This window comes from Sphingomonas antarctica, assembly GCF_965137005.1.
GTDB lineage: Bacteria > Pseudomonadota > Alphaproteobacteria > Sphingomonadales > Sphingomonadaceae > Sphingomonas_O > Sphingomonas_O antarctica.
In genome coordinates this window covers 1-16,102 of the sequence record NZ_CBCRXM010000012.1, presented here as the reverse complement: position 1 = coordinate 16,102, position 16,102 = coordinate 1, and the positions used below count along the sequence as shown (strand labels likewise).

The 16,102-nt window shown below is 66.0% G+C and carries 17 protein-coding genes and 1 tRNA gene; all 18 read left to right on the top strand.

Annotated features, from left to right (window positions below; all coding sequences use genetic code 11):
* The first annotated feature begins 55 nt into the window (after window positions 1-55).
* The 18 genes from ACM9ME_RS11715 to ACM9ME_RS11630 all read left to right on the top strand — a co-directional run bounded on the left by ACM9ME_RS11715 (window position 56) and on the right by ACM9ME_RS11630 (window position 16,054).
* A complete protein-coding gene (locus ACM9ME_RS11715; RefSeq protein ID WP_415643645.1) occupies window positions 56-853 on the top strand; it encodes a type II secretion system protein N in 798 nt (265 codons plus the stop codon).
* Window positions 850-2,988: a type II secretion system secretin GspD gene (gene gspD, locus ACM9ME_RS11710; RefSeq protein WP_415643644.1), complete on the top strand. Its 2,139-nt coding sequence runs from the start codon at window positions 850-852 to the stop codon at window positions 2,986-2,988. Before ACM9ME_RS11715 ends, gspD begins: the two co-directional genes overlap by 4 nt.
* On the top strand, window positions 2,985-4,439 hold the full coding sequence (locus tag ACM9ME_RS11705; RefSeq protein WP_415643643.1) for a GspE/PulE family protein: 1,455 nt from the start codon (window positions 2,985-2,987) through the stop codon (window positions 4,437-4,439). Before gspD ends, ACM9ME_RS11705 begins: the two co-directional genes overlap by 4 nt.
* Window positions 4,432-5,658, top strand: a complete 1,227-nt coding sequence (gene gspF / locus ACM9ME_RS11700) for a type II secretion system inner membrane protein GspF (RefSeq protein WP_415643642.1) — start codon at window positions 4,432-4,434, stop codon at window positions 5,656-5,658. The genes ACM9ME_RS11705 and gspF overlap by 8 nt, the downstream gene beginning before the upstream one ends.
* 2 nt (window positions 5,659-5,660) lie before the next feature.
* Window positions 5,661-6,125, top strand: a complete 465-nt coding sequence (gspG, locus tag ACM9ME_RS11695) for a type II secretion system major pseudopilin GspG (protein WP_415643641.1) — start codon at window positions 5,661-5,663, stop codon at window positions 6,123-6,125.
* Complete coding sequence (locus ACM9ME_RS11690) at window positions 6,040-6,693, top strand: GspH/FimT family pseudopilin (protein WP_415643640.1); 654 nt, start codon at window positions 6,040-6,042, stop codon at window positions 6,691-6,693. The genes gspG and ACM9ME_RS11690 overlap by 86 nt, the downstream gene beginning before the upstream one ends.
* 16 nt (window positions 6,694-6,709) lie before the next feature.
* Window positions 6,710-7,108 carry a type II secretion system minor pseudopilin GspI gene (gene gspI, locus ACM9ME_RS11685; RefSeq protein ID WP_415643639.1) on the top strand — a complete coding sequence of 133 codons (399 nt, stop codon included), beginning with the start codon at window positions 6,710-6,712 and terminating at the stop codon, window positions 7,106-7,108.
* 41 nt (window positions 7,109-7,149) lie between these two features.
* Window positions 7,150-7,809, top strand: a complete 660-nt coding sequence (gspJ, locus tag ACM9ME_RS11680; protein ID WP_415643638.1) for a type II secretion system minor pseudopilin GspJ — start codon at window positions 7,150-7,152, stop codon at window positions 7,807-7,809.
* A complete protein-coding gene (gene gspK / locus ACM9ME_RS11675; protein ID WP_415643637.1) occupies window positions 7,806-8,786 on the top strand; it encodes a type II secretion system minor pseudopilin GspK in 981 nt (326 codons plus the stop codon). The genes gspJ and gspK overlap by 4 nt, the downstream gene beginning before the upstream one ends.
* Window positions 8,783-9,730, top strand: a complete 948-nt coding sequence (gene gspL / locus ACM9ME_RS11670; protein ID WP_415643636.1) for a type II secretion system protein GspL — start codon at window positions 8,783-8,785, stop codon at window positions 9,728-9,730. Before gspK ends, gspL begins: the two co-directional genes overlap by 4 nt.
* Entirely contained in the window at window positions 9,727-10,197 is a 471-nt protein-coding gene (gene gspM, locus ACM9ME_RS11665) for a type II secretion system protein GspM (RefSeq protein WP_415643635.1), read from the top strand. The genes gspL and gspM overlap by 4 nt, the downstream gene beginning before the upstream one ends.
* Window positions 10,194-10,829, top strand: a complete 636-nt coding sequence (gene gspN / locus ACM9ME_RS11660; RefSeq protein ID WP_415643634.1) for a type II secretion system protein N — start codon at window positions 10,194-10,196, stop codon at window positions 10,827-10,829. Before gspM ends, gspN begins: the two co-directional genes overlap by 4 nt.
* A gap of 46 nt (window positions 10,830-10,875) precedes the next feature.
* Window positions 10,876-10,952: transfer RNA gene (locus ACM9ME_RS11655), tRNA-His, on the top strand.
* Between the two features lie 30 nt (window positions 10,953-10,982).
* Window positions 10,983-12,032 carry a Glu/Leu/Phe/Val family dehydrogenase gene (locus ACM9ME_RS11650; RefSeq protein ID WP_415643633.1) on the top strand — a complete coding sequence of 350 codons (1,050 nt, stop codon included), beginning with the start codon at window positions 10,983-10,985 and terminating at the stop codon, window positions 12,030-12,032.
* A 141-nt stretch (window positions 12,033-12,173) separates the two neighbouring features.
* Complete coding sequence (locus ACM9ME_RS11645) at window positions 12,174-13,259, top strand: glycosyltransferase family 4 protein (RefSeq protein ID WP_415643632.1); 1,086 nt, start codon at window positions 12,174-12,176, stop codon at window positions 13,257-13,259.
* Window positions 13,260-13,301: 42 nt separating this feature from the next.
* The gene (gatB, locus tag ACM9ME_RS11640; RefSeq protein WP_415643631.1) at window positions 13,302-14,759 is read left to right on the top strand and encodes an Asp-tRNA(Asn)/Glu-tRNA(Gln) amidotransferase subunit GatB; all 1,458 of its coding nucleotides are present in this window, start codon (window positions 13,302-13,304) and stop codon (window positions 14,757-14,759) included.
* A 42-nt stretch (window positions 14,760-14,801) separates the two neighbouring features.
* Entirely contained in the window at window positions 14,802-15,662 is an 861-nt protein-coding gene (locus ACM9ME_RS11635) for a hypothetical protein (protein ID WP_415643630.1), read from the top strand.
* An 89-nt stretch (window positions 15,663-15,751) separates the two neighbouring features.
* The gene (locus tag ACM9ME_RS11630) at window positions 15,752-16,054 is read left to right on the top strand and encodes a hypothetical protein (protein WP_415643629.1); all 303 of its coding nucleotides are present in this window, start codon (window positions 15,752-15,754) and stop codon (window positions 16,052-16,054) included.
* Window positions 16,055-16,102 lie beyond the last annotated feature (48 nt).

Sequence of the window (16,102 nt, the reverse complement as noted above, 5' to 3'; positions counted from 1 at the left end):
TGGCGCGGACGCCTGTTCACCCCTAAGGTCCGGAATTCATGACGGACCTTGGGCGGTGAAACTGGCGGCTGATACAGCAGTGCGGCGTTGGGCGCGGGGGCTACCAGCCCCCGCGCCTTACGCTATCCTGCGCGCCGCGTTGATCGTCGCGCTGGCGGTTCAGGCCGCGCGGCTGGTGTGGGTGGTGGTGACGCCGCTCGGCCCGGTGGGTGACTGGCGCGGCGGCGCGGTGATCCCGCCCGCCGACGTGGCGTTGCTCAGCCGGTTCGATCCGTTCGGGCGCCTGTCGCCGAGCAATGGCCCGGTTGCCGCGTCCAGCCTGCCGCTCAAGCTGTTCGGGGTGCGCCTCGATGCCGCCACGGGGCAGGGGTCGGCGATCCTCGCCGGACCGGACGGAGTGCAGAGCAGTTACGCCCCCGGCGAGGCGGTGATGCCCGGCGTGATCCTGAGATCGGTGGCGTTCGACAGCGTGACGGTCGATCGCGGCGGGGCGTTGGAGCAGGTGTTTCTCGACCAGTCGGTGCCGCCGCGCGCGGTGGTCGGCGGACCGCCGCCGCCACCGTCGCTGTCGTCCGTGGTGCCGGTCGCCGCGCCTTCGCCGATCCCCGGGGTCACCTTGTCGGCGCCCGGTCCGAACGGCGTGACGGTCAGCGGCGATGCCGGCAATCCGGCGTTTCGCGCGTCGGGCCTGCAACCGGGTGACGTGGTGACGGCAATCAATGGTATGGCGGTCAGACAGGGCACACAGATCGACCGGGCGCTGGCCGCGCCCAGTGAGACGGGGATTACGGCATTGACGGTGACGCGCGGTGGACAGACGTTGACGGTAAACGTGCAGGGACCGACGCAATGAAATTGTGGGGAGCGGCTATTGCGCTGGCGCTGGCGACGCCGGCCCTGGCACAGCAAGTCCTGAATCTGCGCGATGCGGACATTCGCGCGTTCATCCAGGACGCGTCGAAAGTCACCGGGCGGACCTTCGTCATCGATCAACGCGTGACGGGGAAGGTTTCGGTGGTGACCGACCGACCGCTGAGCCGCTCCGAATATTTCGAAGTGTTCCTGTCGACGTTGCGCGCCAACGGCCTGATCGCGGTGCCGATCGGCGGCGGGGCGTATCGCATCCAGCCTTCTGAGGGTGCGGCGACGCAGCCTGGACGCATTGGCAGCGTCGGGGCGGCGCGCAATGCGTTCGTGACCGAGATTTTCCGGATGCGCGGCGTCGATGCGTCGTCGATGATCGACACGGTGCGTCCGCTGGTCAGCCGCGAAGGATCGGTCAGCGCCAACAAGGCGGCGAACAGCCTGGTGGTCGCCGATTATGCCGACAATATCCGCCGCATCCGCACGTTGTTGGGCCGGTTGGATGCCGACGGCGGGGGTCAGACGCGGGTCATCGCGCTGCGCAATGCGGGGGCGCGCGAAATCGTCCAGGCGTTGCAGGGACTGAATGCGGGCGACGCGCGCAGCGGCGTGGCGGCGGTCGCGATCGACAGTTCCAATTCGGTGATCCTGCGCGGCGATCCGTCATCGCTCGCGCGGACTGCCGCCATTGTTGCCGACCTCGACCGGCGCGCGGCGGCGGGCAGCGAAATCCGCGTGGTGTTCCTGCAGAATGCCGATGCCGAAAAACTGCTGCCGGTGTTGCAGCAACTGGTCGGGCAATCGGTGTCGATCACCCCGCAAGTGGTTTCGACCAATCCGTCCACGCCGCAATTGCCCGGCACTTCCGTGCGGCCGAGCGCGGAGACGAGCGCGGCGCAGAACACCGGCACCACCGTCACGTCGTCGGGCAGCAGCGGCAAGAACGCCGTCATCGCGCGCTACGAAGGCGTCAACGCGGTGATCATCTCCGCCTCCGCCGATGTTCAGCGGACGTTGGGGGAAGTGATCCGCCAGCTCGACACGCGGCGCGAACAAGTGCTGGTCGAGGCGATCATCGTCGAGATTTCGGACACGGCGGCGCGCAAGCTGGGCATCCAGCTGGCGGCGGGTGGACCGAGCGGCGGGGGCTTCACGACCTATTCCAACGTCGTGCCCGGCATCCTGCCGATCGCCGCGGCATTGCTGTCCAACAAATTGTCGGGCGGCACGACCACGACGACGACGGTCAACGGCACGACGACCACGACGACCAGCGGCAACACCAACAGCGGCGACCTGATCGCCAACGCGCTGACCAGCCTGGGCACCGCGACGGGCGGGGTGGGCGGCGCGGCGATCAAGCTGGGCGGCGGTTATTATCTAGGCGCGATCCTCAACGCGGTGCAGCAGGACAATCAGTCGAACCTGTTGTCGACGCCGTCGATCGTCACGCTCGACAATCAGGAAGCGAAAATTCTTGTCGGGCAGGAAATCCCGGTGACGACGGGCGAGGCGCTGTCGAACAATTTCGACAATGCGTTTCGCACCGTTCAGCGCCAGAATGTCGGTATCCAGCTGGAGGTAAAGCCGCAGATCAATGCCGGCGGGACGATCAAGCTGTATTTGCGTCAGGAGGTCAGCTCGATTGCCGGGCCGGTGACGACCAATTCGGCCGATCTGATCCTCAACAAGCGTGAAATTCAGACGACCATGACCGTCGATGACGGGCAGATCATGGCGATCGGCGGATTGCTCGACGACAGCGAGCGGCGGACGCTGGAAAAAGTGCCGTTGCTTGGGGACATTCCGCTGGTCGGCGAGCTGTTCCGGTCGCGCACGCGATCGCGCGGCAAGACCAATTTGATGGTGTTCATCCGCCCGACGATCCTGCGCACCGCGGCGGATGCGGCGGCGCTGGCGGCGCAACGCTATGGCTATATCCGCGGCGCGCAGATGGTTCAGGACCCCAATGCCGAGCCGTCCATCGACGAATTGCTGCGCGATTATATGGGCATCGAGCCGCCCGCGCCGCCGGTGGCGGAGAATGAGGTGCGGACCCTGATGCCCAGCGTGTCGTCGACGACGGTGCAGCCGCTGCCTGTCGATCGGCGGAAGCGGCGATGAGCGGCATCGCGCCGATCCCTTACGCCTTTGCGCGCAAGTTCGGCGTGATCCTGACCGGCGACGGCGTTGCGTTGCGCAAAGGCAGCGACCCCAAGGTGCTGATCGAAGTGCGCCGCTGGCTGGCGCGGCCATTTGCGGTGACGCACGCCCCGGCGGCCGATTTCGACCGGTTGCTGGGCGACAGCTACGCGATGGACGGTGCCGAAGCGGCGCTGGCGATGGGGCGCGAGGAAATCGATGCGCTGGCGAGTGCGCTGCCCAGCGCCGAGGATTTGCTCGACAGCGCCGACGATGCGCCGGTCATCCGCCTGATCAACGGCATTTTCGCCGAAGCGGTGCGGCAGGGCGTCAGCGATATCCATATCGAGCCGTATGACAGCGGGCTGGTGGTGCGGATGCGGATCGACGGACTGCTGCGCGAGACGTTGCGGATGCCGCCGCATGTCGCGCCGGTCATCGTCAGTCGCATCAAGGTGATGGCGCGTCTCGACATTGCCGAGCGGCGCGTGCCGCAGGACGGGCGCATCGGGCTGACGCTGGCAGGCAAGTCGCTCGACGTGCGCGTTTCGACCTTGCCCGCGCGCGGCGGCGAGCGGGTGGTGTTGCGCATCCTCGACAAGGACAATGCCGGGATCGAGCTGGAGGCCCTGGGCCTCGACGCGCATAGCGAACGGGTGCTGCGCGAAGCGATTGCGGAGCCGAACGGCATTTTGCTGGTCACCGGGCCGACAGGCAGCGGCAAGACGACGACGCTGTATGCCGCGCTGCGCCTGCTCAACGACGGGTCGCGCAATATCCTGACGGTCGAGGACCCGGTCGAATATGCGGTCGATGGCGTCGGGCAGACGCAGGTCAACACCAAGGTCGGGATGAGCTTCGCGACGGGGTTGCGCGCAATCCTGCGGCAGGACCCCGATGTCGTGATGGTCGGTGAAATCCGCGACCGGGAGACGGCGGAGATTGCCGTCCAGGCGTCGCTGACAGGGCATCTGGTGTTGTCCACCGTCCATACCAACGATGCCATCGGCGCGGTGACGCGAATGCGCGACATGAAGGTCGAGCCGTTCCTGCTCGCCTCGACGTTGCGCGCGGTGATGGCTCAGCGGCTGGTGCGCAAGCTGTGCGAAACGTGCCGGCGCGCGGAACCGGCGAGCGCAAACGTCGCGGCGTTGCTGGGCGTGGCCGAGGGAACGGCGGTTTATGAGCCTGTCGGCTGCGAGACCTGTAGCGGCAGCGGTTATCGCGGGCGGATCGCGGTGTTCGAGGCGGTGAAGATCGACGAGACGATCCGGCGGCTGATCAACGAAGACGCCAGCGAGGATGCGATCGTCGCGCACGCATTCCGCCGCGCGCCAACGCTGTCGGTCGCGGTGCGGCAGATGGCGCTCGACGGCGTGACAACGCCCGAGGAAGCGGTGCGGATTTCGCGGCGGACCGGCGAAGATGGCTGAGTTCGCCTATCTCGCGCTCGATACCGCCGGGCGCGAACGGCGCGGCCAGGTCGCCGCCAACGATGTTAGTGATGCGCGGGCGCGGCTGACCGGACGCAAGCTTTACGTCGTCAAGGTCGAGGCGGCGAATGGCGCGGCACCGGTCGCTGCGCCGCTGTTCAGCTTCGAGGCATTTGGCGGGCGCAAATTATCGGGCAAGCAATTGACCCTGTTCACGCGCCAGCTTGCCACGCTGGCTCTCGTCACGCCGCTTGAGGAAGCGTTGCGGACGATCTCGCGACAGGAAGAACATAAGGGTGCGGCCGCGATCCTGTCCCGCGTGCATGCCGGCGTTGTCGAGGGGCGGCGGTTGAGCGACGCCATGGCGCGCGAGCCAAAGAGTTTTCCGCCGTTATACCGTGCGATGGTGTCGGCAGGGGAGGGCGCGGGGACGCTGCCGCAGATATTGGAACGGCTGTCCGACCTGCTCGAACGTCAGGCGGAAATGCGCGCCAAGATCACCACGGCCCTGGCCTATCCGATCGTGTTGTCGGTGGTCGCAAGCCTGGTCGTCATCCTGCTGATGGTGTTCGTCGTGCCCAAGGTCGTCGATCAGTTCGATACGATGGGGCAGCAATTGCCGTTGCTGACGCGTTTCGTGATGGCGACGTCGCGGCTGATCGCGCATTATTGGTGGGCGATGCTGGCGGTGATCGCGCTGGCCGGATTCGCCTCGTGGCGCGCGTTGCAGGATAGCTCGATACGGCTGAGATTCGATACGTTCTGGCTGCGATTGCCGCTGATCGGGCGGCTGGCGCGCGACCTGCATGCCGCGCGCATGGCGCGGACGCTGTCGACGATGGTCGGCGCGCGATTGCCGCTGCTCGAGGGGCTGAGCCTGACCGCAAAGACGGTGCATAATCGCCGCCTCAAACTGGCGTCGGAAGGTATCGTCGAGGCGATCCGTGGCGGGGGCAGCCTTTCGGGCGCCATGAAGCGCGCGGCGATATTTCCGCCGTTGCTGGTCTATCTGACCGCGTCGGGCGAAGTGTCGGGGCAGCTCGACACGATGTTGTCGCGCGCAGCGGATTATCTGGAGCGCGAGTTCGATACATTTACGAAAGGCGCGCTGGCGCTGCTCGAACCCGCGATCATCGTGGTGATGGGCGGGGTCGTGGCGACGATCGTCTTGTCGATATTGCTGCCGATCTTGCAGCTCGAAACACTGGTAGGACGATGATGATGTTGAAGTTCCGTCGTCCCGGCGCAGGCCGGGACCGCTGGCGTTGGAGCACGACCGTTTATCGCGGCCCCGGCCTGCGCCGGGGTGACGAGGATGGTTTCACGCTCGTCGAGCTGATGGTCGTCATCGTGATCATCGGACTGCTGGCGACGATCGTCGCGATCAACGTGCTGCCGTCATTGGGCAAGGCCAACGGCACCAAGGCGAAGGCCGACATCGCGACGCTGGATCAGGCGGTCGAGCATTACCGGTTGGACACCAACCAATATCCGAGTGCGGAACAGGGGCTGCGCGTCCTTTCGGCGAGTGGCGGTTATATCAAGAAATTGCCCGACGACCCGTGGGGACGACCGTACATCTACGCCTTTCCGGGCCAGCATGGCGCCTATGACATCACGAGCCTGGGCGCCGACGGGCAACCGGGCGGAACGGGCGAGAATGCCGATATCGGCAACTGGCAGTAACGTCTTCTCCTCCCACCGGGAGAGACGACTCGGCGCAACCGAGCGGGGGTGGCTTTTCCCGGTCGCGACGCCCACCCCGGCTCGCGCGCCGCGCGATTCGCCCCTCCCGATGGGAGGGGAAAGTGGCCCTGCGTCGTCGAGACGTTCCGAAACCGGCTTTACCTTGATCGAACTGATGGTCGTGCTGGTCATCGTCGCGCTGGCGAGTGCGGCGGTGGTGACGGCGTTGCCTTCGGGAGCGGCTGGATTGCGTCAGGAGGCGACGGCCTTCGCCGCCCGCGCGGTCGCCGCGCGCAATGCCGCGATCGTGAGCGGGCGTCCGGCGCGCGTGACGGCCGACGGCGCGGGCTATCGCGTCGAGGAACGGCGCGGCGGGCGCTGGCTGCCTTGGGGCGGCAAGGCAGGGCGTCCGGTCGCATGGGAGCGTGATACGCGGGCGACCGCCGCGGTGACCGTCGCATTCGACAGCACGGGGCTCAGCGACCCTGCGACCTTGCGACTGCAACGCGCCGGCCGGGCCATCGCGGTTCAAGTCAGCGCGGACGGGACCGTTCGTGTCGAAGAGTGAGTGCGGATTTAAGTCCTTGGGGCGTTCCGCCGAACACGGCTTCACGCCCTCGTGGCGTTCCGCCGAACACGGCTTCACACTGATCGAAATGCTGGTCGCGCTGGCGATATTCGGGCTTGTCGCGCTGGCACTGGTCCGGCTCGAAGCGTTGACGCTGCGCACGACGGCGGCGGTGGCGGACCGGACGTACGGGCAGGTCACACTCAACAATCTGGCGGTGACCTTGCTCACCGATCCGCGGGCGCCGACGGTAGGGCATGCCGATGGCACGATCGCCAATGCGGGGCGGAATTGGGCGTGGACGCGCGAGGTCAAACGGACCGACGATCCCGATTTCGTGCGGATCGATCTGGCCTTGCGCGACGATGCGGGCCGACCGGCGGGTGCGCTGACGCTCGCGCGGACGGTCCAATGAGGTGTGCACCATTTCGTCGCCCCGGCGCAGGCCGGGGCCGCGTGCGTTGGAGCGCGACCGTCGGTAGCGGTCCCGGCCTGCGCCGGGACGACGGCAGCTGGCCCTCGGGACACTCCGCCCAACACGGCTTCACGCTGGTCGAGATGATGGTCGCACTGCTGATCTTCGGCATGCTGGCGGCGGCGGGCGTGGCGTTGTTTGGCGGTGCAGTGCGCGCACAAGGCGCGGCGGCGGCGCGGCTCGATGCCGATGCGGGGGAACAGCGCCTGGTCGCCTTGCTCACCGCCGATCTGGCGCAGGCACAAGCGCGGGTATGGCGCGGAGAAGACGGCGGCGCGCGACCGGCATTTGGCGGGAGCAACGGCGTCGGCGCTGCGCCTGTGCTGAGCTTCGTGCGCGGGGGCGTGACGGGGTCCGAGGCGATCGGGCAAAGTGCGCTGCGCCGTGTCGATTGGCGCGTGCGTGACGGACGGCTGGAGCGCGTGGCCTATGCCCGCGTCGATGGCGCGAGCGAGGGTCAGGCTGTGGTGCTGGCCACCGGCGTGACGCGCGTGACGATGCGCTACCGCGATCAGGACTGGGGCGAGAGCTGGCAGCCGACGCGTGCCGATCTGTTGCCGCGTGCGGTGGAGATGACTTTGTCGCGCGACAAAAGGCCCGATCTGACGATCGCGGCGTTGGTCGGGAGCCGCTATCCGTGACGGAGCCGCGCTTTCCCGATGCAGAACGCGGGGCGGCATTGCTGTCAGTGCTGCTGCTCGTCGCTATTCTCGCGGTGCTGGCGGCGGCGGCGGTGGACCGGCTGCGGCTGGCGACCGCGCTCGCGTCGAATGTATCGGGGCAGGCGCAGGCCCGGACCTATGGCTATGCGGCAGAGGCGCTGGCGATGCGGCGGATCGGCGATCTGATCCATCAAGATGCCGCGCGCACCACGCTGGCGGGTGACTGGAACGGCGTCGAGCGGCGGTTTCCGATCGACCGTGGCGTCGCGGCGGCGACGATCGACGATGCGGGCAATTGCTTCAACCTCAATTCGCTAGTGATGGGCCAGGCGGCGACCGGCCTTACGGCACGGCCCCAGGCGATGGCGCAATTCACCCGGCTGATGGTGCTGCTCGGCATTCCCGCGAACAATGCGGGCCAGGTCGCGGCGGCGGCAGCGGACTGGATCGATAGTGATTCGGCACCGCTGCCCGGCGGAGCGGAGGACGACCTGTATCTGTCGCTCAAGCCCGCTTATCGCACCGCCAATACCTTGATGGCGGACATGAGCGAGTTGCGCGCGGTCGCCGGGGTGACGCCCGAGATTTATACCATCGTCAGGCCCTATGTCTGTGCGCTGCCCACGACGGACCTGTCGCCGGTCAACGTCAACACGATTAGCGAGCGCCAGGCGGTGTTGCTGGCGATGTTGAGCCCCGCGCTCGAACCTGCGGCGGCGGCGCGGGCCATCGCCGCCCGTCCGACGACCGGGTGGGCCGACATCACGACATTTCGCCAGTCGCCCGCGCTTGCCGCGCTGGGCGACGCGGCGGGCCAGTTGCAGGTCACGTCGCGCTGGTTCGGCCTGAAACTGCGCGTGACCGACGGCGACGCGGAATATGAAGAAAATGCGTTGATCGATGGTGCATTGAAGCCTGCCAAACTCGTCCGGCGCGGCTATGGCGAGGCGACATGACCCTCGTCCTGCTCCCCAATGGCACGCAAACCGAGCTTGGCGAGGCGGATTCGCGCGTGGTCGCGGTGCTGCCGGGCGCGCTGGCAACGGTCCACCGCGTCGAATTGCCCGGCCTGACCGACAAACAGGCGCGCGCCGCGGCGCGACTGATCGTCGGGGAGGCGAGCCTGTCGCCGGTCGAGGCGCTGCATGTCGCGATCGGCGCGGACGATGATGGCTGGCGGACGGTCGTGGCGGTCGAGCGCGACGTCGTCGCGGCGTTGCTCGCGACCCTGGCCGAAGAAGGCGTCGATCCCGATGCGGTGGTGCCTGCTGCATTGCTGCTCACCCGGCCGGTAGACGGCGCGGTGCAGGCGACCATCGGTGACGAGACGATCGTGCGGACATCGACGAGCGCTTATGTCGCGGAAAGCGGGCTGGCCGAGTTGCTCGGCGACACACCCGCGATCCTGAGCGATGCGGAGCGCGATGACGCGATCGCGGCGGCGGTCGCGACGCCCGAAGTCGATCTGCGTCAGGGAGCGTTCGCACGCAGCCGCCGCTGGACGATCGATTGGGTCGCGGCGCGGCGGCTGGGCCGATTGGCGGTGGTGCTGCTGATCCTGACGGTGGCGATCGAATTGATCGCGGTGGCGCGGATCGATGCGACGGCGAAGCGGATCGAGCGCGCCAACGCGGCGGCGGCGATGCCCGCAAGTGCGCCGCGTGCCTTGCCCTTGGCGGGGATGGCGGTGGCGGCGGTGGCGGCCACCCCGGGAACCGAGATCGCATCGCTGAGCGTCGATGGCGCCGGTGCGCTTCGCGTGATCGTGCGCGGGCAAAACGCCGCGGCGCTCGATCAGGCTCAGGCACGGCTGGCGGGATCGGGCGTTCGGATAAGCGCCGGACCGACCGCGATGACCGACGGACGCGCCAGCCGCGACTTTACGGTGGGCGCGCCATGATCGCGCAATTCAAAACATTCTGGAGCGAACGGTCGCAACGTGAGCGCGTCCTGCTCGGCGTGATGTTCGCAATGGCGGCGGCGATGATCCTGTGGTTCGGCATTGCCCGGCCGCTGGCGGCGGCGCGCATTCGTGCCGAAGCTCGACTGGCCACCGCCAGCGACGAAGCAGGACTGATCGCGGCGCGACGGGCGTTCCGTGACGGGGCCGGTGGCGGTTATCACGGCACGGTGTCCGCCATCGATCTGGTGCGCTCGACCGGCAGCGCCGCGGGCTTCACGCTGACCCGCGTCGACAGCGACGGCACCGGCGGCGTGTCGCTGGCCATCGCGAGCGCCAAGGCACCTGCGCTGTTCGGCTGGTTGGCCGGGCTCGAACGGCAGGGATTACGCGTCGCGACGATCGACCTGCATGCGAATGCCGACGGAACGCTCGGCGCGGATGCGACTTTGAAAGGCGGCAAGTGAGGGTCCGCAGTGCCGAAATCGCGGGTGGTATCGTCACGGCGTTGGTGGCGTTGGTGGCGCTGTTTCCGCTGGCACTCGCGCTGCCGATGTTCGGTCTCGACGACATGATCACCGCGCGTCGCGCAAGCGGTTCAGTGTGGAGCGGCACATTGGACGATGCGCGGATCGGCGGGATGCCGGCAGGGCGCGTCGCGGTGCGGTTGAACTTCTTTCCGCTGTTCGTGGGCCGCGCGCGGATCGATCTCTCCAATGTGGAGGGAGTTGGGGCCATCAGTGCGTGGCCGGGCGGACGCGGCATCGACGATGTGACCGCCAGCCTGCCGCTCGCCGCTATCGCTGGCCAGATCCCGGTCGACCGCCTCGTGCTCGAGGATGCGACGGTGCATTTTTCGGGCACGCGGTGCGCCCGCGCCGATGGACGTGTGCGCTTGGCGATGCGGTATCCGCTCGGCGATGCCCAAGTCACACCGGTGTTGAGCGGGACGTTGCGTTGCGACGGCGATGCGGCGATGGCGCGCCTGACGGATGCGGGTGGCACGGTCGCGCTGACGCTGCGGCTGACCAGCGACGGCGCTTACGCCGGGCGATTGAGCGGGCTGGGCGTGTCGATGCGCGTCGGCGGACGGCTTTGACTTGACCAGTGCACCGCCTGCCGCGTAGGGCCGCGACCATCCTGCGGCGGTCGTAGCTCAGTTGGTTAGAGCATCGGTTTGTGGTACCGAGGGTCGGGGGTTCAAGTCCCCTCGTCCGCCCCATTTCTTTTCATAGCATCAAGGATTTACGCGATGGCGGCGGTCTGGGACTTCCCCGATTTCGACGCGCACGAAGGCGTGCACATGTTCCACGACCGCGCCAGCGGCCTGAGCGCGGTGATCGGCATTCACTCGACGCATCTCGGCCCGGCGGCGGGCGGGACACGTTTCTGGCATTATGCGGACAAGGGCGACGCGATCACCGACGTCCTGCGCTTATCGCGCGGCATGAGCTATAAAAACGCCATGGCCGGCTTGCCCATGGGCGGCGGCAAGGCGGTTATCCTCGCCGACGCGAATAATACCAAGACACCGGATATGATCGCCGCGTTCGGACGCGCGATCGACAGTCTGGGCGGACGCTATATCACTGCAGAAGATGTCGGCATCTCGACCGACGACATGGTCGCGGTGCGCAAGGAGACGAAGTTCGTCAGCGGCCTGCCGGTCGCGGGTGGCGAAGCGGGTGGCGATCCTGGTCCCTATACGGCGATGGGCGTGTATTTGGGCGTCAAAGCGGCGGCCCGGCGGGCGTTCGGCAGCGACGATATGAGTGCGCGGCACGTTGCCATTCAGGGCGTTGGCTCGGTCGGCGGCGGACTGGCGCGATTGCTGGCCAAGGACGGCGCGCGCCTGACCCTGGCGGATGTGTCGGCGGGTCGTGCCAAGGCGATGGCCGATGAACTGGGCGGTGCCGCGGTTGCGGCAGCGGACATTCTGGCCGTCGAAGCGGACGTGCTGAGCCCCTGCGCGCTGGGGGCAATCCTGACCGCCGACAGCATCGCGGCTTTGCGCGTGCCGGTGGTCGCCGGCGGCGCGAACAACCAGCTGGCGACACCCGATGACGGGGATCGGCTGCACGCGCGCGGCATATTGTTTGCCCCCGATTATGTGATCAATGCCGGGGGGATCATCAATGTGGCGCTCGAATATCTGGGGCAGGGCGACCGCGCCGAGGTCGAAAGCCGTATCGCCCTGATCCCTCAGCGGCTCGAAACGATCTGGGCGGAAAGCGAAGCATCGGGCGATACACCGGCGCGCGTGGCGGACCGCATGGCGCAAAAATTGATCGGGCGAGCGTAAGCTGGCCATTTCGCACTTGCACAATAAACCTTGGTGCTGAAGGTTGGCACTGTTCGATAATGGATCAGTTTTGGTTTGGTTCGGGCATTTGGGGGATATCAGTTGCGCCTTGCGTTAGTAGCGAACCATGACCCGACGGATGTGCGAAAATGGTCGGGTACGCCGTTTCACGCCTGGGCGGCGATTGCCGAGGCTTATCCCGATGCGATCCTGATCAACACGCCGCGGATCGACCAGGCGATGCAGTTCGCCAACAAATTTTGTGTGCGATTGGGGTTCGACCTGTTTCGCATGCGCACCATTACAAAGCTGTATGCGTGGCATTTGGCGCGGCAGTTGCGCCGGGCTCGCGCAGACGTTTTGGTCTCGGTCGGTGCAACGCACAAGGTCAGCGATCTCGACTGGGCGGGCCGCATCCTTCACGTCAGCGACGCGCTTTATGCGACGGTGCTCGACAACTATGGGAAATACGCGCGCTTGAGTGATGGGACCAAGCGGCGCGGCGATGCCATTCAGCGGCGCGCATTGGCGCGGATCGACACGGTCTTCCTGAGTTCCAAATGGGCAGCGGACGATGCGGCACGGCATTATCCGGAGTTCGCCAGCAAGATGCAGCATGCCCCGTTCGGCGCCAACATTTATGACCCCGGCCCTGAGCGCTTGCCCAAGAGCGCGCTGAAGCTGTTGTTCGTCGGCAGCGACTGGCAGCGCAAGGGCGGCGATCGAGTGGTCGCGATCACGCGATTGCTCCGCCAGAGCCACCCGGACTGCGTGTTGGACGTCGTCGGCAGCAACCCGGGCATCGCCAGTGAGCCCGGACTTCACGTCCATGGCCGGTTGGACAAGGACGATCCGGTCGATGCCGCGACGCTCGACCGGTTGTACCGCGAAGCCGCCTTCCTCATCGTGCTGAGCGAGACGGAGGCGTTCGGGATCGTTTTTTGCGAAGCCGCCGCCTATTCGGTGCCGGTGATCGCCACGAATGCCGGCGGGATCCCGACCATCGTCGAGGATCAGCGGACAGGCCTGCTGTTCCCGGTGAATGCAGAACCTCAGGACATCGCGCGGGCGATCGAAAGTCTTTGGTCGGATCGGCCTCGATACGAGGCATTTGCCGTCGCGGCGCGCGCACGGTTCGAAAGCGTCCTGAACTGGGGGGCGTGGGCGCGCACGATCGGCGACGCGGCCAAGCGGGCGATGTCTGCCGTTTCGCCAGGGAATGTCTGACGGCTATTTTCCAATGCGGTGCCGTCCACTAAGGCACGCCGGATGAGCAACTACCGCATACAGGGCGCCACCGGCGAATTCGAAGTCGTGATCGGGCTGGAAGTCCATGCCCAGATCACCTCCAACGCCAAACTGTTCTCGGGCGCATCGACCGCGTTCGGGTCCGAGCCCAACACCAACGTGTCGCTGATCGATGCGGCGATGCCCGGCATGCTGCCGGTGCCGAACCGCGAATGCATCCGCCAGGCGGTGCGCACCGGTCTCGCCATCGACGCCCAGATCAATCGCTGGAGCAGGTTCGACCGCAAGAATTATTTCTATGCGGATTTGCCGCAGGGTTACCAGATTTCGCAGCTTTATCATCCGCTTGTCGGCGAAGGTTCGCTGACCGTCACAACCGACGAGGGCGACAAGACGATCGGGATCGAACGCATCCATGTCGAGCAGGATGCGGGCAAGCTGATGCACGATCAGCATCCGACGATGTCCTATGTCGATCTCAACCGCTCGGGCGTCGCGTTGATGGAAATCGTCTCCAAACCGGAAATGACGTCGCCCGAAGAGGCTGGAGCCTATGTCCGCAAGCTGCGCCAGTTGCTGCGCTACGTCGGCAGTTGCGACGGCAATATGGAGCAGGGCTCGATGCGCGCCGACGTCAATGTCAGCGTACGCCGCGCGGGTGAGGAACTCGGCACACGCACCGAAACCAAGAACGTCAATTCTGTGCGCTTCATCCAGGCGGTGGTCGAGTTCGAGGCCAAGCGCCAGGTCGCGTTGATCGACGACGGCGGCAAAGTGGTTCAGGAAACGCGGCTGTTCGACCCGGACAAGGGCGTGACGCGCTCGATGCGGTCGAAGGAAGATGCGCACGACTATCGCTATTTCCCCGATCCCGATCTGTTGCCGCTGGAGTTGAGCGAGGAGTTCGTCGCGGAGGCGAAGGCGAGCTTGCCGGAATTGCCCGATGTAAAACTGACGCGCTTTACCAATGACTTGGGGATCAGCGCTTATAACGCCGACGTGCTGACGGCGGATGTCGACACGGCGAATTGGTTCGAGGCGCTGTTGGCCGAAGGTGTCGATGCGAAACTGGCGGCAAACTGGGTCGCGGCGGAGTTGTTCGGCGCGCTCAATCGCCTGGGTCGCGACATCAATTCTTCGCCGGTAACCCCGGCGCAGGCGGGCGAATTGCTCAAGCTTCAGGGCGACGGCACGCTCAGCGGCAGCCTCGCCAAGCAGGTGTTCGAAAAGATGCTCGAAACCGGCGATGGCGCGGGCGCGATCGTCGAGCGCGAAGGCCTGAAACAGACCAGCGACACCGGCGCGATCGAGGCGGCGGCGCAGGGCGTGGTCGATGCCAATGCCGACAAGGTCGCGCAATATCGCGACGGCAAGGAGGCTCTGTTCGGCTTTTTCGTCGGCCAGACGATGAAAGCGATGGGCGGCAAGGCCAATCCCAAGGTCGTCAACGACGTGCTGAAGAAAATCCTTGGAAACTGAGGGTTGAGGTGAGACCGTTCCTCGCAAGGGGAAAGTGATCGCATGATTCGGAATCTGACGGCGCTGGCGTTGCTGTGCGCCAGCCCGGCCGCGGCGGAGACGCTGACCAATGCGGGCGTGCTGGCGATGCAATCGGCGGGGTTCGGCGATGAGGTGATCATCGCCAAAACGCGCGCGTCGGTGACCAAATTCGACATTTCGGTCGAACAGTTGATCGCCTTGAAGCATCAGGGGGTGTCGACGCCGGTGTTGATGGCGATGATCGACGCGGCGAACGCCAACGTGGTCAATCGCGCGAAGGTGATCTTTCCCGCCGATCCGCTCGCCCCGCATCCCGCGGGCCTGTACATGCTGGTCGGCGCGGTTGGAGCCGGGGTTGGGGCCGATCCGGTGATGATCAAGCTCGACGTGGTTCAGGCGAACCAGGCCAAAAGCACCGGGCGCATCGCATTCTTGCTCACCGGCGGCGTGGCTTCGAAGGTCGTGAAAGTCGTCGTTCCGCAAAGCGCCGCGCGCTTCCGGACGAGCGCCAAGGTGCCGGTCTTCTATCTCTACACCGCGCCCAATTCCGGGACGGCAACCATCGCCGGGCTGGGCGGGGGCGTCGTCCCGACCGAATTCTCGCTGATCCACTTGTCGGCCAAGCGATCCCGCCGCGAAATTCCGGTGGCGAGCTTCGGGTTGAACGGCAGCAAGGCGGGCGTGATGGACGACGACCGCATCGCGTTCAGTTACGATCAGGTCGATGACGGCGTATTCCGCATGACACCCACGGCGCCCCTCTCGCCCGGCGAATACGGCTTTCTGTTCGATCTGCAGGACGGCGCCGGCGGCAAGAGTTTGAACGGCGCGCTGAAGACGCGCGTGTTCGATTTCGCGGTGGATCCAGCTCCGAAGGGGTGAGTTGCAGGGACGTGTTTGCGCGGCGCCAGCTAAATTGTTGCTGACAATCCGATAATTCCCGATTACCAAAATACATCAGGGGACTAATGATGAAGAGTTTTATCTTAGCAGTAGCAGCTGCTGCGCTTTGTGCCACGACCGTTGCGGCTCGCGAAAAGCCGATTGATCGTGACGACCCCAATTCGCTGACTCACGGCATGGCTCAGATGACGTTGCATGTTGGGCAGACAACGCAGCTGGACGTTGCAGAGGCGTTTGGTGCCCCCAACATCACGACGCTTGATGCTCAAGGGCAGGAAGTGTGGATATATGATCGCCATGACCTGACCCCCAACCTTCATCCGGTTACGATTAGAGTCTCGGCGTTGTTGTTGCGCATGAGCGCGGGTTGAGCAATGGCCTGCGCAGCGGAGCCCGTAGGGCGTAGCGAAGCAGGCCAT